24 protein-coding genes are annotated in these 24,049 nt (G+C 35.9%); 6 read left to right on the top strand and 18 right to left on the bottom strand.

The window, feature by feature from the left end; all coding sequences use genetic code 11:
- Nucleotides 1-29: 29 nt before the first annotated feature.
- Genes purN through tig form a run of 7 tightly spaced genes read right to left on the bottom strand, consistent with a single transcriptional unit; the run spans nucleotide 30 to nucleotide 7,039 of the window.
- Nucleotides 30-605, bottom strand: a complete 576-nt coding sequence (gene purN, locus CDOM16190_RS02545) for a phosphoribosylglycinamide formyltransferase (RefSeq protein ID WP_170018761.1) — start codon at nucleotides 603-605, stop codon at nucleotides 30-32.
- Nucleotides 587-1,996: an NAD(P)H-hydrate dehydratase gene (locus CDOM16190_RS02540; protein WP_170018760.1), complete on the bottom strand. Its 1,410-nt coding sequence runs from the start codon at nucleotides 1,994-1,996 to the stop codon at nucleotides 587-589. The genes purN and CDOM16190_RS02540 overlap by 19 nt, the downstream gene beginning before the upstream one ends.
- On the bottom strand, nucleotides 1,993-3,519 hold the full coding sequence (locus tag CDOM16190_RS02535; RefSeq protein ID WP_170018759.1) for a YifB family Mg chelatase-like AAA ATPase: 1,527 nt from the start codon (nucleotides 3,517-3,519) through the stop codon (nucleotides 1,993-1,995). The genes CDOM16190_RS02540 and CDOM16190_RS02535 overlap by 4 nt, the downstream gene beginning before the upstream one ends.
- On the bottom strand, nucleotides 3,516-4,034 hold the full coding sequence (gene def / locus CDOM16190_RS02530; protein ID WP_169976403.1) for a peptide deformylase: 519 nt from the start codon (nucleotides 4,032-4,034) through the stop codon (nucleotides 3,516-3,518). The genes CDOM16190_RS02535 and def overlap by 4 nt, the downstream gene beginning before the upstream one ends.
- 7 nt (nucleotides 4,035-4,041) lie before the next feature.
- Nucleotides 4,042-5,061, bottom strand: a complete 1,020-nt coding sequence (locus tag CDOM16190_RS02525; RefSeq protein ID WP_170018758.1) for a GGDEF domain-containing protein — start codon at nucleotides 5,059-5,061, stop codon at nucleotides 4,042-4,044.
- 11 nt (nucleotides 5,062-5,072) lie between these two features.
- The gene (gene clpP, locus CDOM16190_RS02520; RefSeq protein WP_169943013.1) at nucleotides 5,073-5,663 is read right to left on the bottom strand and encodes an ATP-dependent Clp endopeptidase proteolytic subunit ClpP; all 591 of its coding nucleotides are present in this window, start codon (nucleotides 5,661-5,663) and stop codon (nucleotides 5,073-5,075) included.
- Entirely contained in the window at nucleotides 5,660-7,039 is a 1,380-nt protein-coding gene (gene tig / locus CDOM16190_RS02515) for a trigger factor (RefSeq protein ID WP_170018757.1), read from the bottom strand. The genes clpP and tig overlap by 4 nt, the downstream gene beginning before the upstream one ends.
- Before the next feature lie 133 nt (nucleotides 7,040-7,172).
- Between tig and folE the strand changes: the two genes are divergently transcribed.
- The 5 genes from folE (at nucleotide 7,173) to CDOM16190_RS02490 (ending at nucleotide 12,788) form a co-directional block, all read left to right on the top strand.
- The gene (folE, locus tag CDOM16190_RS02510) at nucleotides 7,173-7,760 is read left to right on the top strand and encodes a GTP cyclohydrolase I FolE (protein ID WP_169976409.1); all 588 of its coding nucleotides are present in this window, start codon (nucleotides 7,173-7,175) and stop codon (nucleotides 7,758-7,760) included.
- Entirely contained in the window at nucleotides 7,760-9,064 is a 1,305-nt protein-coding gene (fliI, locus tag CDOM16190_RS02505) for a flagellar protein export ATPase FliI (RefSeq protein ID WP_170018756.1), read from the top strand. The genes folE and fliI overlap by 1 nt, the downstream gene beginning before the upstream one ends.
- Before the next feature lie 504 nt (nucleotides 9,065-9,568).
- The gene (locus tag CDOM16190_RS02500; RefSeq protein WP_169943018.1) at nucleotides 9,569-10,759 is read left to right on the top strand and encodes a NifS family cysteine desulfurase; all 1,191 of its coding nucleotides are present in this window, start codon (nucleotides 9,569-9,571) and stop codon (nucleotides 10,757-10,759) included.
- 69 nt (nucleotides 10,760-10,828) lie between these two features.
- Nucleotides 10,829-11,821: an iron-sulfur cluster assembly scaffold protein gene (locus tag CDOM16190_RS02495; RefSeq protein WP_170018755.1), complete on the top strand. Its 993-nt coding sequence runs from the start codon at nucleotides 10,829-10,831 to the stop codon at nucleotides 11,819-11,821.
- A gap of 544 nt (nucleotides 11,822-12,365) precedes the next feature.
- A complete protein-coding gene (locus CDOM16190_RS02490; RefSeq protein ID WP_170018754.1) occupies nucleotides 12,366-12,788 on the top strand; it encodes a TOBE domain-containing protein in 423 nt (140 codons plus the stop codon).
- A 51-nt stretch (nucleotides 12,789-12,839) separates the two neighbouring features.
- On the opposite strand, the gene CDOM16190_RS02485 is transcribed toward CDOM16190_RS02490, so the two are convergent.
- The 9 genes from CDOM16190_RS02485 to CDOM16190_RS02445 form a co-directional block, all read right to left on the bottom strand.
- Nucleotides 12,840-13,637, bottom strand: a complete 798-nt coding sequence (locus tag CDOM16190_RS02485; RefSeq protein ID WP_170018753.1) for a class I SAM-dependent methyltransferase — start codon at nucleotides 13,635-13,637, stop codon at nucleotides 12,840-12,842.
- Nucleotides 13,634-14,371, bottom strand: a complete 738-nt coding sequence (locus tag CDOM16190_RS02480) for an ABC transporter ATP-binding protein (RefSeq protein ID WP_170018752.1) — start codon at nucleotides 14,369-14,371, stop codon at nucleotides 13,634-13,636. Before CDOM16190_RS02480 ends, CDOM16190_RS02485 begins: the two co-directional genes overlap by 4 nt.
- Entirely contained in the window at nucleotides 14,371-15,372 is a 1,002-nt protein-coding gene (locus CDOM16190_RS02475) for a FecCD family ABC transporter permease (protein WP_170018751.1), read from the bottom strand. The genes CDOM16190_RS02480 and CDOM16190_RS02475 overlap by 1 nt, the downstream gene beginning before the upstream one ends.
- The gene (locus tag CDOM16190_RS02470; protein ID WP_170018750.1) at nucleotides 15,373-16,419 is read right to left on the bottom strand and encodes an ABC transporter substrate-binding protein; all 1,047 of its coding nucleotides are present in this window, start codon (nucleotides 16,417-16,419) and stop codon (nucleotides 15,373-15,375) included.
- Nucleotides 16,420-16,537: 118 nt separating this feature from the next.
- The gene (locus tag CDOM16190_RS02465; protein WP_170018749.1) at nucleotides 16,538-18,517 is read right to left on the bottom strand and encodes a TonB-dependent receptor plug domain-containing protein; all 1,980 of its coding nucleotides are present in this window, start codon (nucleotides 18,515-18,517) and stop codon (nucleotides 16,538-16,540) included.
- Nucleotides 18,518-18,686: 169 nt separating this feature from the next.
- Nucleotides 18,687-19,187 (bottom strand): chemotaxis protein, encoded by a 501-nt coding sequence (locus CDOM16190_RS02460; RefSeq protein WP_170018748.1) that lies wholly within the window; start codon nucleotides 19,185-19,187, stop codon nucleotides 18,687-18,689.
- Entirely contained in the window at nucleotides 19,169-19,378 is a 210-nt protein-coding gene (locus CDOM16190_RS02455) for a molybdopterin biosynthesis protein MoeB (protein WP_170018747.1), read from the bottom strand. Before CDOM16190_RS02455 ends, CDOM16190_RS02460 begins: the two co-directional genes overlap by 19 nt.
- Nucleotides 19,378-19,596: a hypothetical protein gene (locus CDOM16190_RS02450; RefSeq protein ID WP_170018746.1), complete on the bottom strand. Its 219-nt coding sequence runs from the start codon at nucleotides 19,594-19,596 to the stop codon at nucleotides 19,378-19,380. The genes CDOM16190_RS02455 and CDOM16190_RS02450 overlap by 1 nt, the downstream gene beginning before the upstream one ends.
- A complete protein-coding gene (locus CDOM16190_RS02445) occupies nucleotides 19,583-20,035 on the bottom strand; it encodes a hypothetical protein (protein WP_170018745.1) in 453 nt (150 codons plus the stop codon). The genes CDOM16190_RS02450 and CDOM16190_RS02445 overlap by 14 nt, the downstream gene beginning before the upstream one ends.
- A gap of 133 nt (nucleotides 20,036-20,168) precedes the next feature.
- Between CDOM16190_RS02445 and CDOM16190_RS02440 the strand changes: the two genes are divergently transcribed.
- Nucleotides 20,169-20,720, top strand: coding sequence for a DUF1523 family protein (locus CDOM16190_RS02440; RefSeq protein ID WP_170018744.1), 552 nt, complete (start codon nucleotides 20,169-20,171; stop codon nucleotides 20,718-20,720).
- On the opposite strand, the gene CDOM16190_RS02435 is transcribed toward CDOM16190_RS02440, so the two are convergent.
- Entirely contained in the window at nucleotides 20,710-23,163 is a 2,454-nt protein-coding gene (locus tag CDOM16190_RS02435) for a GGDEF domain-containing phosphodiesterase (protein WP_170018743.1), read from the bottom strand. The two genes, CDOM16190_RS02440 and CDOM16190_RS02435, sit on opposite strands and share 11 nt — an antisense overlap.
- Nucleotides 23,160-24,035, bottom strand: coding sequence for a cytochrome-c peroxidase (locus CDOM16190_RS02430; protein ID WP_170018742.1), 876 nt, complete (start codon nucleotides 24,033-24,035; stop codon nucleotides 23,160-23,162). Before CDOM16190_RS02430 ends, CDOM16190_RS02435 begins: the two co-directional genes overlap by 4 nt.
- Nucleotides 24,036-24,049: the final 14 nt, after the last annotated feature.

Here is a 24,049-nt window from a genome sequence, read left to right as displayed (position 1 = left end):
CTAGAAAATTCTAGCTTCTATAAACTTTCTTATTTGCAAAGAATTTTTACGATACTTTCAGGCAAAATTTCATGCTCTATGGCGTGAATTTTCTCTTCAAACTCTTCTAGGCTCATATCATCACTTTTTTCAAAGGCTCGCTGCATGATAAGCTTACCGCCGTCAAGTTCTTCGCTAACATAGTGCACACTAACGCCGCCTACTAACATCTCACTTTCAAAACTCTCTTTTATGGCGTGAGCACCCTTAAAAAGTGGCAGAAGTGACGGATGAAGGTTGATAGCTTTTATCTGATTTGTAAAAACGGGAGTTAGAATTCTCATAAAGCCAGCAAACACGGTTAGATCGACATTATGTTTTTTTATCTCATCAACCAACGCTTGATCAAACTCTTCTCTTGAAGCAAATTTCGTATGCTCTATAACTACGCTTTCAAGCCCGTATCTGCGCGCTCGCTCTATGCCGTAAGCGTTAGCTTTGTTTGTTAGTGTTAGCACTACTTCGATTTTAACGTTATTAAAAATTTTATTATGAACTTTTTGAAGGATTGCCTCTAAATTTGAGCCGCTTCCGCTAAATAAAACCGCTATTTTTTTCGTAACCATTTAAGCCCTTTTATGATATCTTTTGGAGTGATTGAGTAGTTATTTTGCTTTGTTTTTCGCACGCTTAACGCGTGAGCCAAAGTGCCGCTTATCGCCGCATCAAGCGCAGTGTAGCCTTGAGCGAGCAAAGAAATGATTATACCGCTAAGAGCGTCGCCGCTTCCTGCTTTTGAAAGTGCGGCGCTTCCATAAGGCATAACGTAAACGTTTCCGCTGTAAGCTATGATCGTGTTGGCTCCTTTTAGGACTAACACATTTGAAAATTTTTTGCTCCACGCTCTAGCAAGCTCGAAGCGATTTTCTTGCACTTCTTGCACGCTAAATTTTCCAAATCCGCCAAGCTCCAAAAGCGAACAAAATTCCTTCGGATGAGGAGTTATAACTATCTCTTTTTTTGATTTTAAAAGCTCTATCGTAAGCTCTTCGTAGCACATATCAGCATCAAGCACCAACGCTTTTTTGTTTTTAAGTGTGTTTAAAAGCTCTATTTTTTTAGCGTTATCAAGCTTTCCAAGCCCCATTCCAAGAGCTCCGTAAGCCATTTTTTCAGTTATTGAGCTTACATTCATTAAAAGCGGATCGGTTATCAAATTCTTAGATTCACTAACGATACTAACAAGCCCTGCTCCCATAGCTAAAGCCGATTTACCGGCTATTTGAGCAGCTCCGCTAAGCTCACCGCTAACTATAAAAACATGCCCGAATTCACTCTTGTTAGTGTTAGCTTTAGTTCTAAAAGGCAAATTCATATCGCTTTTTAAAAGCCTGAAAGTATCGGTTGCTCCTTCAAATTTACTAGCCACAAGCCCCAAATCAGCCACTTTTATCTTGCCTGTAAAATCCTTGGCAAAATCAGAATAAAGTCCGATTTTCGCAGCTCCCATCGTTATGGTTATGTTGGATTTAAAAACAGCGCCGCAACTATTTCCAAGCTCATTAAGCCCGCTTGGGATATCGCATGCTATCTTGTAAGCTTTTATTTCGTTTAAAAAATTTATAAGATTTATCGTCTTTTTATCCAAATTTCGATTAAGTCCGGAGCCAAAAATCCCATCTATAATGCACTTATGTTTGCCTATTTTTTTAACTTGCTTAACTCCAAGTTTAAAGGCTCTATCAAGCTGAATTTTTAGCATCTCGTTTTGTTTTTCAAACACCAAAAATAGCTCGCACTCATACTCGCCACTTAACATTCTAAGAGCAGCTACTACGTCTGCAGCGTTATTTCCGCTACCGCAGATGCCTAAAATTTTTGCTCCCTTTTTAACTTTTTTACGCACCTCTTTTGCAAGTGCATTTGCGGCATTTTCCATCAAAATTTCGTTGCTTATCCCAAATTTCGAGCAGGCAAGCTCATCAAGCTTAGAAGTGTTTAAAAAGAGTTTTTTCATGTTTCGCTCCTTATTCGAAAGCTTAAAGCCTCTAGGATATGAGGTTTTTTGATGATTTGCGAGCCGTCAAGATCGGCGATCGTGCGAGCTACTTTTAGAGTTTTATTTATGCCTCTTTGAGTAAGAGCAAATCGCCCAACAGACATATCTAGTACGCTTTTGGCTTCACTATCGCAAATGCAAAATTTAGCTATCTCTTCGTCACTTAGCTTGCCGTTTAGCTCGCTTTGTCCTCGCTTCATTTGCGCTTCAAAAACACGCAAAACTTCACGCTGCATATCGGTACTCGTTATATCGCTTTTATCGCTACTTGCAACCTCATCCATAAGCACGTGCAGGTCGATCCTATCCAAAAGAGGCTCTGAAATTTTCGCCTTGTATCGCTTGATATCGGTTTCTAAACATCTGCAATTTAGCTGCTTTGAGAGCAAATTGCCGCACGGGCAGGGATTCATCGCTCCAACAAACATAAATTTTGTCTTGTAAGTTATCTTGGAATTTACTCTTGAGATGTGGATTTGGTTATCCTCAAGCGGCTCACGCAAGCTTTCTAAAATTTGCTTGCCAAAATGCGGAAGCTCGTCAAAAAACAGTATCCCGCCGTTTGCAAGTGCGACTTCGCCTATCCTTGCGCTTGCCGTTCCACCTCCAAATATCGAGCTTTTTGTCGATGTATGATGCGGGCTTCTAAAAGCTCTAAGTGCACTAAATTCGTGATCTTGCAAATTTAGCGATGCGTATGCCGCGCTTAGTAAAATTTCATCTAAATTTTGAGGCGGAAGGATATATCTTAAGCGCTTTGCGCTCATGCTTTTACCACACCCGGGACTTCCTTCAAAGATGATGTTATGCATACCGCAAGCAGCTATGAGGCAAGCTCTTTTGGCTCTAGTCTGACCTTTGATATCCTTAAAATCAAGCTCAAATTTTGAGTTTGCGACGTAACTTTTACCACAAATTTGAGTCAAATTTGAAAATAGCGGATGAGTCTCTTTGGCTAAACACTGCTGCTTAAACTCATCATCAAGAAAAAATTTTATCGCCTCATCAAGCTTACTTACGGCATAAATTTCTAAATTCGGTATCATCGCAGCATTTTTAGCTATCTCTTTTGGCACTAAAACCTTAGCCTTTGTAACGCTTGTGCTTAAAAACAAAAGTATAGAAAACATGCTTGCCGTGCTCTTGATGCTTCCGTCAAGTCCAAGCTCGCCAAAGACGAAAAATTCACTAAAAGAGTTGCTCTTAACCTCTTTTTGTAAAGCGATCAAAAGCGCGATAGGAAGGTCAAAATGGCTGCCCGTCTTTGGCATGTCTGAAGGAGAGAGATTTATGATGATTTTTTGAGCGGGAAAGGAGAAATTTTGAGCTAAGAGAGCTGACTTTACCCTTGCTTCGCTCTCTTTGATACTTGTGCTTGCAAGCCCTACGATGCTAAGTGCTGGCAACCCTCTATTAAATGTTGCTTCTACATCAACAATCTTTAAACCATCTGTGTAAGTAGCGCATTTTAGCGATTTCATAAAGTTTTATTCTTTAACTTCCTATACTCTTTATCAAATTTTTTGCGTTTGTTGTAGCCGATTTTTTCTATAAAAAGATGTCCGTCAAGGTGATCAATCTCGTGTTGTATCGCAACGGCTAAAAGCCCGTCCGCTTCAAGCTCGCACTCTTTGCCGTGTCTATCCTGATAGTTTAAGGTTATCTTTTCGGCACGCTTAACATCCTCATAAAATCCTGGTACGCTAAGGCAGCCTTCTTGAAAAATTTGCTCGCCTTCTTTGCGAACTATTTTTGGGTTGATTATCTCGAGCAGATCGGCTCTTTCTTGGATTTCACTCTCTTCATTGACTAAATTTATAATCAATGCCCGAATCGGATTTCCAACCTGAATAGCAGCTAATCCGATGCCATTTTTTGCTATCATTGTATCATACATATTATCTAAAAAAGTATGTAAATTTTGATCAAAGGTATCTATATCTGCCGATCTTTGATACAGCCTCTTGTCAGGATATGTTAAAACTGCTAACACCATGATTAAACTACTTATCCTCTACTATCACGTATTTTGACTTATGTCGTCCGCTTTTTGCAAGCATATCCAATGTATGCGAAAGAACCTCTTCAATAGTTTTTGTGGTATTTAGATCGCAAACCGCTATCTCTATATCTATCTCTATATCGCTTTCAGCTATCAAAAATGTCGTTGTATAGAACATATCGGCAATTCTTTCGCAAGCTTTTTTTGCACCTTCTATATCGGTGTGCTTCATAAGCATAGCAAAAATTCCATCGCCATAATGTGCTAAAATATCGCTTCTTCTTGATGTCCTAAGAAGAAATCTTGAGATGTTTTTAAGTATCGCCTGCCTATCTCTAACACCTAAAAGATTCATCATTTCATCTTTTGGCCTTACAAGCATAAAAGATGATTTATATCCATATTTTTTTACATATTGAAGCTCTGATTCCAAAGTTTTTAAGAAAAACTTTTTATTATAGAGATCAAATTTAGGATCGTATATGGATTGTTCCTCTACGACTTTAAAAACTCTACTGATCTCTTCATAGTTTAATTTGATAACGTCAATATGCTTATTAATTAAAGTATTAAGCTTATCCAAGTCATCATTAAATGCATTAAATACGCTTTGAACTGTAAGTAAATTCGAATTTGCTTCAAGGCTATCTGAGCGTTTTTTTATAATAGTTTTCATAATTCCAAGGTTTTTATATATAAGTGCGACCGCTTGCAACATGCTTTTTATCTGAGCAAAACTCTGCTTAATCTCTCGCTCGATGTAAATTTGCCTATAGTCTTCTATTCTACCTATCTCATCTTCAATCTCTATAATCTCGGTAATTTTTTTCTTAAAATCATCAGACTTTTTATCAAGCATCTTTTCAAAGAAAATAGAGTAATTTTTAGGAATAGATGGTATATTTTCCTCTATAAGCTCTTTTATAACATCCTCGGAAAACCCATATATATTAAACTCTGTAGGTTCCTTGTCTTTTATAGTTACGGTATTTTCGGCCTTCTTTTTATTAACTTTAATCAAATTTAACCTCGTTATTTAAAGCTTTTCTCCAAAACTTTATCGATTAGCCCATACTCTTTGGCTTCAAACGAACTCATGAAAAAGTCGCGATCGGTATCTTTGGCAATCTTGCTTAGTTTTTGACCTGTATTCTTAGCCAAAATAGAGTTTAAAATCTCTTTCATACGCAAAATTTCTTTCGCTTGTATCTCTATATCAGTCGCTTGTCCTCTAGCGCCGCCTAAGGGCTGGTGTATCATGATGCGAGAATTTGGAAGCGCATATCTTTTTCCGGGAGTTCCGCAACTTAGCAAAAAAGCCCCCATAGACGCGGCTTGACCTATGCAGATCGTGCAAACATCGGGTTTTATGTAGTTCATCGTATCATATATACTAAAACCGCTTGTGATAACTCCGCCGGGGCTATTTATGTATAAGTAGATATCTTTATCTGGATCTTCGGCCTCTAAAAACAGCATTTGAGCCACAATAGAAGAGGCTATACCGTCTTCTATCTCTCCGCTTAGCATTACGATACGATCTTTTAAGAGGCGAGAGTAGATATCATAACTTCTCTCGCCCTTGCTTGTTCGCTCGATTACGTATGGGACGTAATAGCTCATTTATCTGCCTTTTTTGTTGTCTTTTTTTCAGTCTTTGGCTCGTCTTTTTCTTTAGCTGCTTTTTTAGACTCTTTTTCAGCTTTTTCTTCTTTTTTGTCAAACATCTCGTTAAATAGCTTTTCTTCTATCATAGACATTTTTATAGCCGGTAAAACTCCTTGATTTTTGTAGTTTTCAAGGTGTTGTTTCGGATCAAGTCCCGATCTGTAAGCCTCAAAATAAACAGCCTGGATAAGCTCTTGATCGCTTACGGCCACATTTCTTCTTCTAGCAAGCTCATCTATGATAAACGTTAGTTTTACGCTCTTTTGCGCATCTTCACGGAATGTCTCGCGCTTTTTAGTTAGAGCGTCTTTATCGTCTCTAAAGCTCTTCATCTCATCTTCGCTAAAGCCGTTCCATGCACCGCGGAATTGCATATCTATCTCTTGCTCTACGATGTTTTTTGGTATATCGAATTTATACTTTTCTACTATGGCTTCTGCGAATTTCGGTTTAAGCTCTTCATTTACTAGCTTATACTGCTTATCAGCTCTTATTTGATCTTTGATTCTCTCTTCAAGAAGCTCAACACTAGCGTTTTCTTCATTTGGCATAAGTTGTTTTAACAGCTCCGCGTCTATCTCTTTTGCTACGTTTTTACCTTGAATTTCATGTAGTTTTACTTTAAACACAGCCGCTTTGCCTGCTAAATTTGGCGCACCGTACTCGGCAGGAAATGTTACTTCTACATCTTTTTCTTCACCGACTTTTAGACCGATCATTCCATCTTCAAAGCCCGGTATAAACTGACCCGAGCCTATCTCAAGCACATATCCTTCAGCCTTGCCGCCGTCAAACGCAACGCCGTCTACGAAACCTTCAAAATCAAATTTAGCAAAGTCGCCTTTTTCTAGCTTTTTCTTATCAATTTTCTCAAGCGGAGCTACCATCTTTAAAAGCTCGTCTTTTTTCTCGTCAATCTCTTTTTTCATAACGCGAGGAGTTGAAAATTCAGGTATAAGCTCTTCATATCCGTCCAAATTTACGACAGGTTTAAATGAAATTTCTATCTCGGTATCGATAGCGCCCTCTTCTCTTTCGAATTTTATAAACATCGGCTCGCCGATAACCTCATCTGTTTTTCTATTAAGCTCTTTTAAAGCGGCGTCTATAAGATCTTTTAAAGCGTCTTGTTCCGCATCGCTGGTTAGCTCTTTTTCGTATCTTTTTAAGACTAAATTTACAGGCACTTTACCAACTCTAAAGCCTTCCATTTTCATATTTTTAGCTGCTTTTTTAGCAAGATTTTCAAGCTTTGATTTTATCTCTTCGCTTGAGATTTTAGCCGTTACCGAAGCGTTGGCAGTGTCTATAACTTTGGTTTTGAGTTCCATTTATTTCCTTTTAAAAATAAAAATTTTCTAATGAATATATCAAATTTTTCCTTATTAGTTGTATAAATTTGAAATTTATCAATGCAAAAGGCGCTTTAATGTAAAATGTGGCTAAATTTTAAGGAAATCAAAAATGCAAGAAAATCAGCAAAAAATTAGCTTTGAAAATTCGGTTAAAAACATGCTTGAGATAATCGGAGAGGACGTAAATAGAGAAGGTCTTATCAAAACTCCCGAAAGAGTTTTTAAGGCGTTTAAATTTCTAACTCAAGGCTATGAACAAGATCCAAAAGAGGTGCTAAACGACGCGCTTTTTGAAAGTTCAAACAACGAAATGGTTTTGATGAGAGATATTGAATTTTATAGCCTTTGCGAGCATCATCTGCTTCCTATAATCGGGCGCGTTCATGTGGCGTATATACCAGACGGCAAAGTTGTGGGGCTTAGCAAACTTCCTCGCATGGTAAATATCTTTGCAAGAAGGCTTCAAATTCAAGAGCAGATGACCGAACAGATCGCAAGCGCGATTCAAGAAGTTATCAAACCAAAAGGCGTTGGCGTGGTGATAGAAGCAAGGCATATGTGCGTGGAGATGAGAGGAGTTGAAAAGATAAACTCAACCACCACGACTTCGGCGTTAAGAGGAATTTTTATCAAAAACGCAGATACCAGAAGAGAGTTTTTCGCTCTTATAAATTCGCCAAAAGAGGTGAGATTCTAGTGAGTTTACAGCGTCTAAAATCCAAGCTAAACTCAAATTTATCCCTTTCAAACGTCTTTGGAGTGATAAATAAAATTTCATCAACTACTATTGAAATTTCCGGGCTTCGTCCAAGTATTGGCGATATCGTCCAGATCGTAGCGCGCGACAAAAGCAAAAGAGGTCTTGGTATGGTAACTGAGATCAATCAAGATAGCGCTGTCATCTCGCCATTTGGCTTTGTCGAGGGCTACAAGATAGGCGATCTTGTCTATCTTAGCGACCAAGGCATGAAAATTCCGGTCGGTGACGCTCTACTTGGACGTGTTGTGGATCCATTTATGAGCCCAAAAGACGGCAAAGGTGCTATATACACGGATGAGTTTGTGCCCATCATGAAAGCTCCGATTGACGCGATGAAAAGAGGTCTTATAAATGAAATTTTTAGCGTCGGAGTTAAGAGTATAGACGCGCTTTTAACCTGCGGTAAAGGGCAAAAGCTTGGAATTTTTGCAGGAAGCGGAGTTGGTAAAAGCACTCTAATGGGAATGATAGTAAAAAATTCCGAAGCGCCTGTTAAAGTAGTAGCACTCATTGGCGAGAGAGGTCGTGAGGTGCCTGAATTTATCGAAAAGAACTTGCACGGCGATCTAAGTAGTACGGTTCTAATCGTAGCAACAAGCGATGATAGCCCGCTTATGCGAAAATATGGTGCGTTTTGCGCTATGAGCGTAGCGGAATACTTCAAAAACCAAGGCAAGGATGTGCTATTTATCATGGATAGCGTGACGAGATTTGCCATGGCGCAGCGCGAGATAGGGCTAGCGCTTGGCGAGCCGCCTACGTCTAAGGGGTATCCGCCTTCCGTGCTTACGCTACTTCCGCAGCTAATGGAGCGGGCGGGCAAAGAGGAAGGCAAAGGCTCTATCACGGCGTTTTTTACGGTTTTGGTTGACGGAGATGATATGAGCGATCCGATAGCCGATCAAAGCCGCTCGATACTGGACGGTCACATCGTGCTAAGCAGAGAGCTAACGGACTTTGGAATTTATCCGCCGATAAATATCCTAAACTCGGCTTCGCGTGTGATGAACGATCTAATCACGCCTGAACACAAGGCAAACGTGGCTAAATTTAAGAGGTTTTATTCGCTAATAAAAGAAAATGAAATTTTACTTCGCATCGGAGCTTATCAAAAAGGCAACGACAAGGAGCTTGATACCGCCATATCAAAACGCGAATTTATAAATGAATTTTTAAAGCAAGATGAGGATGAGGGCTTTAGCTTTGAAAGAAGCGAGGCGATGTTAAGGGAGATAAACTAAATCTAATCTTTACAAAATTTTAGAAATAAATTTATACATTAAATAGGCTGTTTCGCTAAACTTAATTTTTTACTCAAAATTTCAAGAGACGGTCGCTTCAAATACCTCGATTAAAAATATGTATTTTAACGTCTTTTCAAATAAAAAAAGTGGCGAGTTTTTATTTCAAACCAGCGAAGCGTGTGGTGATAGCGCAAGGTTTTACGATAGACTGTTTTACTAAAGATAGATTTTATAAAACCGGCAAATTTTAAGAATTTTGCTTTGCAAAACTTAAGAAAATCAATTAATTTTAAAAGCATTGCGTCTTAAAGAGAAGCCAAGACAGCTTAAACTTCGAATAAATAGTAAATTGATAAAGAATTTCAATATAAATTCAATATCAAAATCATCCCAAATTTGAAAAAATTAAGCCTAAATTTTAAACTAAATTTTATGCAATTTGTTATAATATCCTGAAAAAATAAAAAAGGATAAAATCTATCCTAATTAAAAGGCAAAAATTTGAGAGTTTATTTAGATAACAACGCAACTACGATGGTTGATCCTGAAGCTTTCGAGCTCATGAAACCGTTTTATTGCGAAAAATATGGAAACCCAAACTCGCTTCACAGATTTGGCAGCGAAACTCACCCTGCTTTGCGCCGCGCAATGGATCAGCTTTATACGGCCTTTAACGCCAGAGATAAAGACGATATCATCGTAACAAGTTGCGCGACAGAGAGTAATAACTGGGTTATAAAAGGCGTATTTTTTGATCATATGTTAAATAAAGACAAAGATCATATCATAATCAGTTCCGTAGAACACCCGGCGACTGGCGCGGCATGCGAATTTTTGAAGCAATTTGGCATAAGAGTAAGCCACATTCCAGTTGATGAAAACGGGCTTTTAGATCCAAACGATTTAAGAAATTTGATAGATGAAAAAACCGCACTTGTAAGCGTAATGTGGGCAAATAACGAAACGGGGACAATTTTTCCCGTTAAGGAGCTTGCGGCTATAGCGCACGAATACGGCGCGCTCTTTCACACCGATGCCACACAAACGGTCGGCAAGATAAAAATAGACGTGCAAGATATAAATATGGATTTTATGAGTTTTTCTGCGCACAAATTTCATGGACCTAAAGGCATCGGCGGTCTTTATATCAAAAATTCTCAGCCGCTTACCAGCTTGCTTCACGGAGGCGAGCATATGGGCGGTAGACGAAGCGGAACGCTTGACGTAGCAGGTATCGTAGGCATGGCGCAAGCGCTGGAAAATAGCAACAAACTAATGGAGTTTGAAAATTTACACGTTAGAAAATTAAGAGACAAACTTGAAGACGCTCTACTTGAAATTCCTGAAATTTCAGTTGTGGGAGATAGGGCTCATCGCTTGCCAAACACTATTTTGGCTGCAGTTAAAGGTGTTGAAGGCGAAGCTATGCTTTGGGATTTAAACCAAGCTGGTATTGCGGCTTCTACGGGTTCTGCTTGTGCGAGCGAAACGCTTGAGAGCAATCCTATAATGGAAGCGATCGGCGCTGATAAGGAGCTTGCGCACACGGCTTTAAGGCTATCTCTTTCAAGATTTAACACCGAAGAAGAGATTGATTACGCGATAGTGCATATCAAAAAAGCGGTTGAAAGATTAAGAGCGATTTCAAGTACGTTTGCTTATACGCCGGATTGGCACGTAAGCGGGCTTTAATAAATTTATAAATTTAAAAAGAAGGAGCTGATTTAGCCAAGTTGCTAAACAAGCCTCAAAAGGAATAAAATGGCAAAACACGATTTAATCGGCGGCTCGATTTGGGATGAATACTCACAAAAAGTTCAAGACCTAATGAACAGCCCTCGCAATATGGGACAAATAACTGAAGAAGAAGCAAAAGAGCGTGGCGGTAAACTTATAATCGCCGATTTTGGCGCAGAAAGTTGCGGCGATGCAGTGAGGCTTTATTGGTTGGTTGATGAAAAAACAGATATCATCATGGACGCGAAATTTAAAAGCTTCGGCTGTGGAACGGCTATAGCAAGCTCTGATACTATGGCTGAGCTTTGTATCGGAAAGACGGTCGATGAGGCGGTAAAGATCACAAATATAGACGTGGAAAAGGCGATGAGAGACGATCCTGAAACTCCTGCCGTCCCACCTCAAAAAATGCACTGCTCGGTAATGGCTTATGATGTCATCAAGGCGGCTGCGGCAAGCTATAAGGGAGTAAATCCCGAGGATTTTGAAGATGAGATCATAGTGTGCGAATGCGCCAGAATAAGTCTTGGCACGATTCGCGATGTAATCAGAATGAATGACTTAAAAACGGTCGAAGAGATAACTCAATACACCAAAGCAGGTGCATTTTGTAAATCCTGCATTAAGCCGGGCGGACACGAAAAAAGAGAGTATTATCTGATTGATATCCTAGCAGAAACTAGGGCTCAAATGGAAGCTGAGAAGCTAAAAGCCATCGCGGATGCTAAAATTTCAGGAAACGATAGCGATTTGGCATTTGAAGAACTTACGGTAGTAGGTCAGCTTAAAGCGGTTGAAGCGGTTATAGATGCCGAAATTCGCCCTATGCTTATGATGGACGGCGGAAATATGGAAATTCTTGATATCAAGAAAAACGACAAAGGAATTATCGATATCTACATCCGATATCTTGGGGCTTGCTCGGGATGCGCAAGCGGTTCGGGTGGAACGCTATATGCGATCGAAAACGTGCTACAAGAAAATTTAAGCCAAAATATCAGGGTTTTACCTATTTAATTAATATACACTGACGGCTTTGGAGTTAAATTTGACTTCTAAAAGCCGTCGATCTATCTTTCAATGAGCCAAATTTCTTATTAAATAACTCGAATTTAAAATAATGGCTCTGTTAAAATATAGTGTTGATTATGATATTTTAGATTCCAAAAAATGTAACTAAATATTGTATAAAGTCCGAAATTAGCAATCGATGTAAATGACTTTTTAAATTCATAGTATATCTTTAGTGTTTTTTACAGTTATAACGATTAAGCTTAGTATTTTTTGCCAAGAAATATCAATGAAGTATTTTAATAGAGCCAAAATAATTTATATAATTAAACCGATTTTAGCTGTCTGAATTTATATTTAAATTTTAAATTTGAAATATTTATTTTAAACATTTTAGTGATAAGATCGCGAATTTACGAAGCTTTTAAAGTATTATCAAAAATCAAATTAAATTATTTTTCTATATAATTTTATTTTAAGTTTTGCCAAAGTTTAGGCTGTTAAGATTTCACCAAGATTTAAAAATCAAACTAAAAACAAAGGATTTAACATGTCATTTAGCGCAAGAAATCAACTTCAAGCAGAGATCGTTGAAGTAAAAACAGGTGTGGTTAACTCACTAATCGTAGGTAAGCTAAAAGGTGGCGAGACAGTAAAAGCTACAGTAACTGTTGATTCAGAGAAAGCTCTTGATCTTAAAGTAGGCAAAAAGGTAGTTTATCTTTTCAAAGCTTCAAGCATCATCGTTGCAAAAGGCAACAACGAGCTTAAACTAAGCGCAACAAACCAAATCAAAGGTAAAGTCGTTAGCGTTAAAGAGGGTGCGGTAAATTCAGAGATAGACATCAAGATAGCAGGCGAAGATAAGCTAAGCGCTATCATCACAAACGAATCCACAAAAAGCTTGGCTCTTAAAGCCGGCGATGATGTAGTTGCGGTTATCAAAGCAAGCCAGATTATTATCGGTGCTTAATAATTTATATGATTTTATATTAGTGTCTGTTGTAAAGACAGACACTAAGTGTTATACGTCAACTCTGATAAAAGCCCAATCCATGGATTGTTGGGAACGGCATGAGTTATTACTATTAAAATAATCTTTAAGCTTTAAAATTTCATCTTGGTTTAGATCGTTACCAAGACTCCACTCGGTCTTTCGAATCAACTCCTCTGCGCTTTGAGGAGCACCGGAACTACAAATACTTTTTATATAATCAATCGTCGGCAAATAACCCATTTGAAAGAGTATATTAACTAGATATACAAAATCAGGTTTTTGCTCTACATCACGCTCAATAACCTCTAAAATGTCCTCATCCACAAAACTTCCGCCTACTTTAAAAGTGATATAAAGAGTACGCTTAGTCTTTGAAAGAAGTTTTGTTAAAATCGGTTTTATATCATCAACTTCAAGGCAACGCGATGCAAAAACTATATCGCATTCTGGCACATCGCTCCAATCATCTTCGAATGCCTTTTGAGCAAATTTAACATTGGTAAGACCAAAATCTTTGGCATTCCGAATTGCAAACTCAAGCATTTTAGGTGAAAAATCATATCCGTAAATTTGCTTGATTTTACCGGCTGCAGCAACACTTAAAGCTCCCGCACCGCAAGCAAAGTCAAGCAAAGAGTCAGCCTCGTTAAAATCTATTTTTGAAATGAAATCCTTGACATACTGGCTCTTTAATACCGCTTCATTAAAGCTTGGAGCCTTTTTATCCCAATCTTTGACTAGTTTTTTACCGAAAGAACTTTTAGATTTTTGCTCTTTATATAGTTCGTTAAAATCGATTTTGTCGTAGTTTGATTTTAAAATCATAATTTATCCTTGTATTGTTCGTAATCAATTCCGTAAATTTTATCAATATTTTTAGAATTTATTAGGCTATCGCTATCGCCAAATTCTAAAATTTTACCATCCTTTAAAAATAGCACTAAATTTGAAACAAATTTAGCATGTTTGGGATAGTGTGTAGTTTGAACAAAGGTATATCCCTCATCTCTTAGCAACCTGATCATCTCTAAAAGTTTAATCTGATTTCCAAAGTCAAGTCCGTTAGTAGGTTCATCCATAAATATCACTTTTGCACCCTGAACTAATGTGCGAGCGATATAAGTTAGCTGCCTTTCACCACCGCTTACTCTTGTGTAAGGTTCATCTTTAAGATGCAAAACACCCATCTTTTCAAGAGCGTTTTCGGCTAAAATTTTATCATTTTTACTAAAATTTGAAAATAACGGAGTCCTGCAAAGAGCACCCATAAGCGCTATGTCAAATACCGTATAATCATAGCTTAGCGCATGAGTTTGAGGTATATAAGCAATTATCTTGGCCAAACTATTCTTTGAATATTCGCTTACATTTTTTCCCGCTATTTTTACTTCGCCTTCAAATTTTAAAAAGCCTAACATAATACGTAAAAGAGTGCTTTTACCGCTTCCATTTGCACCTAAAATGCTTAAAGTATCGCCTTCGTTGATAATAAAATTTAATCCATCTAAAATAGTGCGTTTTTTATACGCAAATTTTAAATTTTTAACCTCTACCAACATCAAAAGCTCTTTTTAGCGCGTCTAAGCACTAAGATAAACATAGGAATTCCAAAGAGAGATGTTACTATACCGATTGGAATTTCAAAGGTAAAAATAAGCCTTGAAAAGCTATCGCAAAATAGTAAAAATATAGCCCCTATCAGAGCTGAAGCCGTAAGTACGGAGCGGTTATCGGCTCCGTAAACGAATCTTGCTATATGAGGAGTGATAAGTCCTATCCAGCCAATAATTCCAGCGATAGTTACACTTAAAGCACTTACAAAAGTAGCGACTAAAATAACAAAAATTTTTACCTTAAATACATTTATGCCAAGGCTCTTCGCCTCCTCTTCTCCAAGGCTTAAAGCATTTAGATATTTACCGGAAAATGCAAGCAATAAAACACCGATAAACATGGGCAATATAGATAGCTCCATAAAGCTTTTAGAAGCAAAGCTCAAGCTTCCCATCAAAAAATATGTGATATTTGGCAAGGTATCGTTAGGATCTGCGGCATACTTTAAAACAGAAAGCAAGGATGTAAAAAGCGAACCGCTAATAACGCCTCCGAGAACCAAGACTATCACGCTTCCGGAGCGTGAGTAAAGAGCTGAAATAAGAAGTGCGAAAATAACTGCAAGAAACCCAAATACAAAAGTGCTAAGCTGAATCAAGACTTCGTTTAGTCTAAAAAACATACCAAGAGCCGCACCAAATCCGGCTCCACTTAAAACTCCTAAAATAGATGGGGAAACCAAAGGATTTACAAACATCGCCTGATATGCGGCACCTGAGATTGCAAGGCTTGCCCCTATGAGCAAGCATGCTATAATACGAGGCAAACGAATTTCAGTTACTAAAGTATGAATGATCTTATAATCCTCTAAATTTTCGCCCTTTAAAACTGCTACAAAATATCTTATATATTCGCTTGCGCTAAAGCCGTATTTGCCAAGCAACAACGAACCAAAAATAAATAATATCAGCAAAGAGAGCAACAATAAAAAGGATTTTTTACTCATCTATCTGCTCTTGCCTAGAATTTTTCCTATCTGCTCATCATTTAGCTCAAGCCCTAAAAATAGCTTATAAAATTCACGAGCTTCACTTACTATATCAAATTTAAACGCTTCGGGATAGGCTAAATTAATAAGCCATTTGATGCCCAAAAATCTCATAAATGAAGGCGGACGATCAAACCAGCTAAATGGCTCTCTAGGGATATAATATACTTTTTTATTTTTTACCGCGTCAAGCAAGGCCCATTTAGGATCGCTGTAAATTTTGTCGTAAAAATCTCTTTCATAGACTAAAATCATATCCGGCTGATACTTTAAAACCTGCTCAAAGCTCACTTTAACGCGCCCATAAGCACTGCTTTCTTTTTCGCACTTATGCACGACCTCTGTGCCGCTTAACGGTATTAAGATCGCGTGCTGCGAACCCTCACACTCCGTAGATAATCCATCTGAGCCCTGAGCGTAGTATATTCTAAGCTTTTTAATATTGTTTGTTTTTAGATATTCATTGATCTTGCCACTTAAATTTATAGAATTTTGCGCGTAATCAATCAACTCTTTGGCTCTTTGCTCTCTATTTAAAACCTTGCCTAAAATTTGCCAGCTTTTTAGATAGTCCTCTAAACTAGTTCCACTCAAATATAGCATTGGTTTTTTGATAGAGCCAAAAATTTCTGTCATCTTTTTGACATTTTTTGAGCTTGCATTTACTAATATCAACTCAGGATCAAGACGCAAAAGCATCTCTACGTTTGGAATTTTACCCTGTCCGAAAAATCCACCGACTACAGGCTGGGTTAAGACGTAATCTTTTAAATAAGGTCTTTCGTAATTATTCCACTCGAAATTTACACCGCTAATTTTTTCAGGAGTAAGGGCATACAGCAGATATAAAAGCGTAGGATTGCTTGCATATACACGAGTCGGTTCCTTAGTTAAAATTTCAAAATCTCTGCTATTTTGAGAGATAAACTGATCTATCTCCGAACTACTCATAGCAAAGGCGAAATTTAGACATACCAATAGTGAAATCAGAATCTTTTTTAGCATGATAAAGCCTTTATTTAATTTTAAAAATCGTAGTTAATTTACCCTTTTATATTACTAAAATATAAAACTAAATAACTATAAAAAGGGCTTAAAATACTATCTTTAAGCCCTTAAAATATTAAAATTTATATTTAATATTAGAGAAAAATACCCTACCTTCTTCAGGAAATCCCTCTCTATACTCGTAGTTTTTATCAAATAAATTTGATACACCCGCATCTATACTTAAATTTTCTGTCGGCTTATAAATAAATTTAACATGAGTCAAACCAAACCCATTTAGCTTAGTATCCTCATAAGATCCTGAATATCTGCTAGATACAATCTCTTCAGATGCATAAACGCTAAATTTAGGCAAAATTTTAAAATCTACATAAGCAAACGCTTTGTGTTTTGGAAGATCGTAAATTTTCTCATTTTTGTTTTTATATTTTGCACTAATATATGAGTAGTTTCCTCCAATCTCCAAGCTATCTGTAGCAAAATAAGTGGCTCCTAGCTCAAAGCCTTTATACTCTGCTTTATCCACGTTTTGAGCTTGTCTTGTCTTATTTTTTAACATAACATTGCCTATGGCATCTTTAACTTTTGAGTAAAAGACCGAACCTTCAAGTCTTAGAGTATCGCCAAAGCTTCTTGCATAACCTAATTCATAGTGATTTGCTATTTCAGGTTTTAAGAATGGGTTTGGGGTATTTCTTCCAAATCTTTCGCTATATCTCTCTTTCATACTAGGAAAATATGTCTTTTTTGCATAGCTTAAACTTAACTCATCCATTCCATCAAAGCTATGTTTAATGGCGGCTTGATAGTTAAAAGAGTGTCTCTTGCCGACTTCAAAGTCAAATAATCTATTCTTGCCTCCAGATAGCGGTTTGCCGTACTCTTGCGCCTTTATAGCATCTCTAGTATCATAGCTAACACCCAAAACCAATCTTGTCATATCGCTAAATCTATAAGTATTTTCAAGGCCAAACATATAGGTCTTGTCTTGATATGTTTGCACCGGCTCGCCATCATCATGCTCTTTATGCTCATCAAATTTATAACTTGTAGCAAATTTAAGAGTATTATTATCTGCTATATCGCCGCCTAATTCAAGGCCAAATCCGTATGAGTAGTCTTTATAATGGCTACCAAAAGTTTTTTTAGTATAGGTCTTATCCTTATATGAATTCAAATCGTTTTTATATGTGTCATAAAAAGCCTTTGTATTCAAATAAAGCTTGCCAAATTCTGTATGAGAAAGCCAGTAAACGCTCTCTTTATCCCACATAGGCCAGTCCCAAAATCTATTGGCTACCTTATCCTTAGGATATCTTCCTGCATAAGGAGGCTGCTCTTTTTCGCCCTTTTGATTGATATATGTTATAGCATATTCATCAGTTTGATTTGGAGTAAAGCCGGCCTTAATATGCACTTTTCTATCTCTTTGAACAGATTTTTCGCGTCTATTGCCATCTTCGTTACCTTTAGCGTCTTTTACAAAGTCACTTGAAAGCTGTTGACTATTATCTTCCATAAAGCTTAAGCCAGCTTGCACATAGAATAGTTCCTGACGAGTTCCTATACTATAATCAATGTTATTTCCTATAGTTTTGCTGCTCTTGCCAAGCTCAACGCCATATCCTATACTACTCTCAAACTCTTTGGTAGGCTTTTTGGATATAAGATTTATGGCTCCACCCATAGTATTTGGACCATAAAGAACAGAACTTGAACCCTTAGAGATATCTATACGAGATAGATCAAAAGTAGTAAACCTTCCAAAATCCGAGTTTCCATCGTATGGATTATAAACAGGTATTCCATCTATAAAAAGCGGAACTCTACGAGCGTCAAAGCCGCGAACATAAAAATTCTGCTCCGCTCTTGGGCCTTTTTTATCTACATAAACACCAGGTGTCATATAAGCTACTTCAGATAGCCTCTTAACCTGATTTTTTTGCATCTGCTCACTATCTACCACAACTACGTTGGTATCGCTTTTTTGGCTACCTCCTACAAGTTTAGATACGACTTCTACCTGACCAAGCTCAAAAACTTCGGCATGAAGCGCCAAAGCGACACTACAAGCAATCAAAGCTGTTTTTTTCATTTAAACTCCTATTATATATTTTTTATATTTTTAAAAATACGATTAATAGCACATTTAAAAATATAAAATATTAAAAAATAATTTTATTTTATAAATATTTAAAAGTAGCTAAAACAAAAAATACTGAATTAATTTATAAATATAACCTGTAGAAGATTTATGAATAAGGCTATATATTGCAGCTTTTTAAGTCCAAGCTCTTTCCGACAAATTTCCTCTCTATAATCAAAACAAGAGCATAAAAAATCTTCTCATCGTTTAGCTTGGCAATTTGTCTTAGAGTCTGCTCCTTGCTATTTAGCCTCACTTCACCCTTTCTTAGGATTTCAACCAACTCGTCAGCATCTAAATTTAAAATACTTGCGACACTACTTATAGTGTGGTCTTCAAGAGCCATAATAAGTCTATCCATATTGCAATAGGATGGATTTTTTCGTTTCAAAATCACATCTAAAAATTCATTTGCAAGCTTTACTAGCTTTCTTCTCTTTATAATTATATGCAAAACAGCGATTACAGCGATACTAAAACCACAAATTTTATGCAAACTCATAAAAAATTCCGTGTAGTCCCCATTTGCAAATTTAAATCCCGAATATGTCAAAATAGAGATTCCTAAAAACAAGAATACAATAAGTAAAAATTTATAAACTATCTTAATTTTAAACATTCAAAGCTCTCCTTGCTCCATCTTCTAAAAAGACAGTTATAGCAACTCTTTGGATCACTATCTACAAGTTCATCCTCGCCGCTATCAGTTGTAAAAAACTCACACTTTACTGCTATTTGTCTAGCATTTTCATAAGAAAATTTGCCAAATAAAAAAACTCCATCTAAGCTAAAATTTTGAAATTTATCCATTAAAATTCTCTAAGCTCTTCTATATCGTATGGAATAAATTTTCCATTTTTATCAGATTTCACAAGCAAAACCGCTTTAAAATTTTTAACTATCAACTTTAGTTTCGATTTTGTCAGTATCTTTTCGTTTTTATCAACGAGATTAAAATTTTCATCCAAAACCTCATCGCAAAAGCCTAAATCCAAAAGCTCTTTTACGCTCATCTCATCTTTTGACATCTTGGCCTGTGTTTTTAAGCTCTTTTAGATATATATTTTGTCTGGACGCCTCACTGTAAGCTTCATCTTTTGTTATATATTCGCATTTTGCTCTCTTGCCAAATTTTATAAACTCATTTATGTTTGAAATTTCATCTTCAAAAGCTATCGCGAATCCCGGCTCAGAGCTAGGAGCACTCTCGTCTATTAGTAGTTTTTCTGCAAATTTAATTACTTTAACGAACTCATTTTCATCTAAATGTGTCGTAAAGCACATGGAGCTATTGTGTGAGGTATAATTTATTCGCTCATCTATAAAGAGTTGATGACGACTCACGAAAGAGCATGGTGAAAAATTACTATCTATAAATTCAGCAATCATCTCGGCAAGTATTCCGGTAGATTTAGGATATCCTATCTCATCGGTATCATCTATACTTATATAAACGACTCTTCTCATAAAATTTAAACCTGCATAAAAATAATATTTATATTTTAAAATTTGTTTAGTAGATTTTTGCTGAATTTAATTTGAAAAAATATCAAATTCACACTTATATTGTAAAATACTAAAAAATCAAAAAAGGAAAAATATGTCTTTTCAAGAAATTTTACGCAAATCAACCAAAAAACTTCTAATAACAATTGCTTTAATAGCTCATCTAATCTTAGCCATCATAGTAAATTACTCTTTTCCGCATTACGAAACGGCTCTGATAACCGGAGGAGAGGTAAAAAGAGTGGATAAGGACGGTCTAATAAGTGGAGAAAATCCTGCGGATGGACCGACTAGAGATGTATATTTCATATACACTCAAGAGATAAATGGCACAAAAGTAATGACATACAGAAACGAGGATACCGGATTTGGTTTTCCATTTTATTTAAAATTTAATTCAGCCGATCTTCAAGCAATGGCGCAAAGTTTTGCGATAAGCCAAAAGAAAGTGCAGATAAAATACTATGGATGGAGAATAACAGTATTAGATAAATTTAGAAATGCTGTTTCAATAAAAGAGCTTAAAAACAGTGAAACCGGATCAAAACCTATTATGAGCTATATATTTTATGCTTTAATCTTCGCATCTTTTCTATTTTTCGTTTTCTTTACAAGAAAGATATTCGACAAAGGTATTAAGGCTTGATATTGTCAGGCGAAACGGGTTTACCCAGCAGATATCCCTGAGCATACTTTATGCCAAATTTTTTAACCTCAGCTAAAATTTCAGGAGAGCTTACAAACTCGGCAACCACATTATACTTTTGTCTATTGGCAAAATCTATAATAGTTTGAACTAGATATCTAGCGTTTTTATCAAATGGAAGCTTTTTGATGATAGAGCCGTCTATCTTTATAGTGTCTATATCAAGTTCTAAAATCCTATAGTAATTAGAATATCCGCTTCCAAAATCATCAATTGAAATTTTGGAGTTATAGCTATGAATTTTATTTATAAACAAATTCACCGCCTCATAGTCATCTACACCTTCTGATTCTAAAATTTCAAAATAGACGTTTTCTGGGTATGAGCAAATTTTAAGCTTTTGCTCTATCATATCTCTAATCTGAACATTTGCTATATCGCTATTTGATAGGTTCATTGAAAATCTAATTTTAGGGAATCTCTCCACAAGTCTAAATACATGACCTATAACTTTTTTAGTTATATCATTATATAAAGAAATTTTCTTAGCAATATCTAAAAATTCGCCAGGATAACGAATTTTGCCATTTTCATCCACAAGGCGAACCAAAACTTCATAATAGTTTGCCTTTGGCTCACTATCTGAGTCTGAAGATATATCATATATGCCCTGACACTCAACTATAACAGTATCGTTATATATAGCATATTCTATAATTCTTGACATTATCTGGTTTTGATAATACTGCTGCTCTACAGAGCTATTTTCATTATAATACACTACGGGTTCACCACTATTGGTAGCCTCATAGTGAGCAAGCATAGCTTGAGTAAGACGGTTAGTTTGAATAGTATCCCTATCAAGACTAACACCTATGATCATCTTGATGTTTGGTATAAATTCTTTTCTGTCATCCACGACAATAGATAGATTATTTCCTTTAAAATAATCCCGTATATTTTTTATATCTCTCTCGACAGACTCTCCGTCGTACCAAATACAAAACTCATCTAACTGAACTCTATATATAGATGCTGGTATATCATAAGTATCTATACAAAGCTTTATAGTTTTGGCAAAGGACTCTATAATAAGATCCACCGTTTGAGTCTTGTAAAAAAATCTAAAATCCACAAAGTGACTAATATTTACATATATAAGCATTCCGCTTGGATACTCGTTAAGCTTTTGAGTAAGGGCAAAATAGCTACCAAAGCCGGTTAAGTTATCAAAAAACGCCATGTCTCTTAGCTTTTCTTCTTTTTCCTTAAGCTCTTTTTCTATCATAACCTCTTTTGTCTTGTCAAGTTTTACCGACAGATATCCGTCCTTATTACCATCGGCATCAAACAACGGTAAGAACATTACTTTTTCTATCAACAAATCTTTATCTTTGGTTAAACTTATTAACTCATCACACTCCCAAACCTGATTATTTTTCAAGGAATTTGTAATGCTTTTATAAAATTCACTGCTATGTTGATGAGATTTTAAAATATTAGCATCTTTACCAACAACCTCTTCAAGATGATAGCCTGTGGTCTGTTCAAATATCTTATTTACATACTTTATCTTAGTATTTAGATCTGTAAAAACTATTGAGCTAAAGCTATTGTCGGTAGCTTGTTGCAAGTCATTTAGATATTTTAATATGCTCTTAGTTTTTGAATAAGCCAAATAGATCAAAAATATTGATATTCCTATAAGCGCAAAAAACAGCATAGTCAGATTTTTTAAATTAGTAGCAGCTATGTTCATATAGGCTCTATTTCCATTCATCAATATACTAAGCTCTTTTTCCATATAAAGTTCTTGAATACGTTTAAAAATACCTTGAGCACTCTCATAATATTCTATAAGCCTGCTGGCATTTTTTAAAAATTTAATATCATTTTGATTTAGATTGTTCTCTGATAAATTTTTGGCTACAAGTTCTTTTGTTTTACTCAAATCGGTATTGATGTCATATTTAAATAGCAATATATTTGACATTATAGTATTAAAATACTTACTATGTTTTAACTCTTCAAACGAGCTAAAAAGTATGTCATCATAGATCAAATTTGCAAATATGGCGGTTGAATTAAATTTATCTATAAGTTCGACTTTCTTTTTAAATGTTTGCTTAATGTCTTGAAAAAATTTCATACCGGAAACAATTTCTCTAAAAGCATGTAAGTTTTGCATCCTTAAAGTATCTTTTAAGCCATTATCAAAATTCGCAAGAAGTTCCATAAGTCTATCATAATCAGAGTATAGGAATGTTTTACCCAGCATAAAGTCTATATCTCTATTTATATCTATTAAATTTATTACCGATTCTTTTAGACTATAGCTAGAATTTACATTTTCGTTTGCCTTATATACTATCATTCCACCGATAAATATATTTAAAAACATAATTAAAAATAGAACTTTATATAATACAATTTTATTTCTCATTTTAAAATTTCCGGATTATCGCCATCTAGAGTTAGTAAAAATTTATATATCAACTCTATTTGTTCTTGATTTATTTTATTTTGCATTCTTAAGTTAGCAATATGCCCTATCGTCTCTCTTAAATCATAACAGGTTCCATCATAAAAATACGGAGCGGTCTTTGATATGTTTCTTAGTCCGGGTACTTTATATTTGCCAATATTAGTTACATTTTGGTCTAAATTACAATCAAGCTGCATATCATAATATACATTAGAACCCAAATTTACTCCGCTATGACAATTGATACAGCCTGCTTTTTTAAAAAGCTCAAATCCTTTTTTTTCATCTTCTGAAAAAACAGCTTTATCTCCGCTTATAAATTTATCAAATTTTGAATTTGGAGTTAATAAAGCCTTTTGAAAATTTACTATAGCATCAACTATATTATTGAAAGTAACCCCATCTTTATAAAGAGTTTTAAATTTATGTTTATAATGAGGATTTAAACTTACCTTTTCTACAACAAGCTTTTCACTGCTACCCAGCTGATTTATGTCGACTATGCTTTCAATCACTTGTTCTCTGATATCTTTAACTCTTCCGTCTTTAAAAAATAAATAATTCAAAGCAGAATTTAAAACAGTAGGAGAATTTAATGTCTGCTTAAATGATATTTTTATATTTTTTACACTAGTGCCGCTTGAGTTCCAATATAGATTATGACATTTCTCACAAGAATCAGTTCCACTTGCACTAAGCCTAGTATCTTGAAATAAACTTTTACCCAGCTCAGCCTTTTGTTTATCATAATACAAAGGTTTGATAGGTGTAAATTGTGAAGCTAGGCAAAATTCTATGAATATAAAAAATAATATAAAAAGCCTTGACATTACTTATAAGACCT

Origin of the sequence: Campylobacter sp. RM16190, from assembly GCF_012978835.1 — a bacterium.
GTDB lineage: Bacteria > Campylobacterota > Campylobacteria > Campylobacterales > Campylobacteraceae > Campylobacter_A.
The sequence above is the reverse complement of the archived record's forward strand: the minus strand, read 5'-3'. Positions and strand labels throughout refer to the sequence as shown.

Bases quoted from the DNA above. Each gene is read 5' to 3' on its own strand.
- CDOM16190_RS02480 (WP_170018752.1), bottom strand. From the start codon at position 14,371: ATGTTGGTAGAGGTTAAAAATTTAAAATTTGCGTATAAAAAACGCACT.
- def (WP_169976403.1), bottom strand. From the start codon at position 4,034: ATGGTGTTAGCAGTTTTAACATATCCTGACAAGAGGCTGTATCAAAGA.
- CDOM16190_RS02475 (WP_170018751.1), bottom strand. From the start codon at position 15,372: ATGAGTAAAAAATCCTTTTTATTGTTGCTCTCTTTGCTGATATTATTT.
- CDOM16190_RS02535 (WP_170018759.1), bottom strand. From the start codon at position 3,519: ATGAAATCGCTAAAATGCGCTACTTACACAGATGGTTTAAAGATTGTT.
- CDOM16190_RS02540 (WP_170018760.1), bottom strand. From the start codon at position 1,996: ATGAAAAAACTCTTTTTAAACACTTCTAAGCTTGATGAGCTTGCCTGC.
- CDOM16190_RS02490 (WP_170018754.1), top strand. From the start codon at position 12,366: ATGTCATTTAGCGCAAGAAATCAACTTCAAGCAGAGATCGTTGAAGTA.
- CDOM16190_RS02495 (WP_170018755.1), top strand. From the start codon at position 10,829: ATGGCAAAACACGATTTAATCGGCGGCTCGATTTGGGATGAATACTCA.
- CDOM16190_RS02465 (WP_170018749.1), bottom strand. From the start codon at position 18,517: ATGAAAAAAACAGCTTTGATTGCTTGTAGTGTCGCTTTGGCGCTTCAT.
- CDOM16190_RS02460 (WP_170018748.1), bottom strand. From the start codon at position 19,187: ATGTTTAAAATTAAGATAGTTTATAAATTTTTACTTATTGTATTCTTG.
- CDOM16190_RS02485 (WP_170018753.1), bottom strand. From the start codon at position 13,637: ATGATTTTAAAATCAAACTACGACAAAATCGATTTTAACGAACTATAT.
- CDOM16190_RS02445 (WP_170018745.1), bottom strand. From the start codon at position 20,035: ATGAGAAGAGTCGTTTATATAAGTATAGATGATACCGATGAGATAGGA.
- CDOM16190_RS02435 (WP_170018743.1), bottom strand. From the start codon at position 23,163: ATGAGAAATAAAATTGTATTATATAAAGTTCTATTTTTAATTATGTTT.
- CDOM16190_RS02450 (WP_170018746.1), bottom strand. From the start codon at position 19,596: ATGTCAAAAGATGAGATGAGCGTAAAAGAGCTTTTGGATTTAGGCTTT.
- CDOM16190_RS02455 (WP_170018747.1), bottom strand. From the start codon at position 19,378: ATGGATAAATTTCAAAATTTTAGCTTAGATGGAGTTTTTTTATTTGGC.
- folE (WP_169976409.1), top strand. From the start codon at position 7,173: ATGCAAGAAAATCAGCAAAAAATTAGCTTTGAAAATTCGGTTAAAAAC.
- CDOM16190_RS02440 (WP_170018744.1), top strand. From the start codon at position 20,169: ATGTCTTTTCAAGAAATTTTACGCAAATCAACCAAAAAACTTCTAATA.
- clpP (WP_169943013.1), bottom strand. From the start codon at position 5,663: ATGAGCTATTACGTCCCATACGTAATCGAGCGAACAAGCAAGGGCGAG.
- CDOM16190_RS02430 (WP_170018742.1), bottom strand. From the start codon at position 24,035: ATGTCAAGGCTTTTTATATTATTTTTTATATTCATAGAATTTTGCCTA.
- purN (WP_170018761.1), bottom strand. From the start codon at position 605: ATGGTTACGAAAAAAATAGCGGTTTTATTTAGCGGAAGCGGCTCAAAT.
- tig (WP_170018757.1), bottom strand. From the start codon at position 7,039: ATGGAACTCAAAACCAAAGTTATAGACACTGCCAACGCTTCGGTAACG.
- CDOM16190_RS02470 (WP_170018750.1), bottom strand. From the start codon at position 16,419: ATGCTAAAAAAGATTCTGATTTCACTATTGGTATGTCTAAATTTCGCC.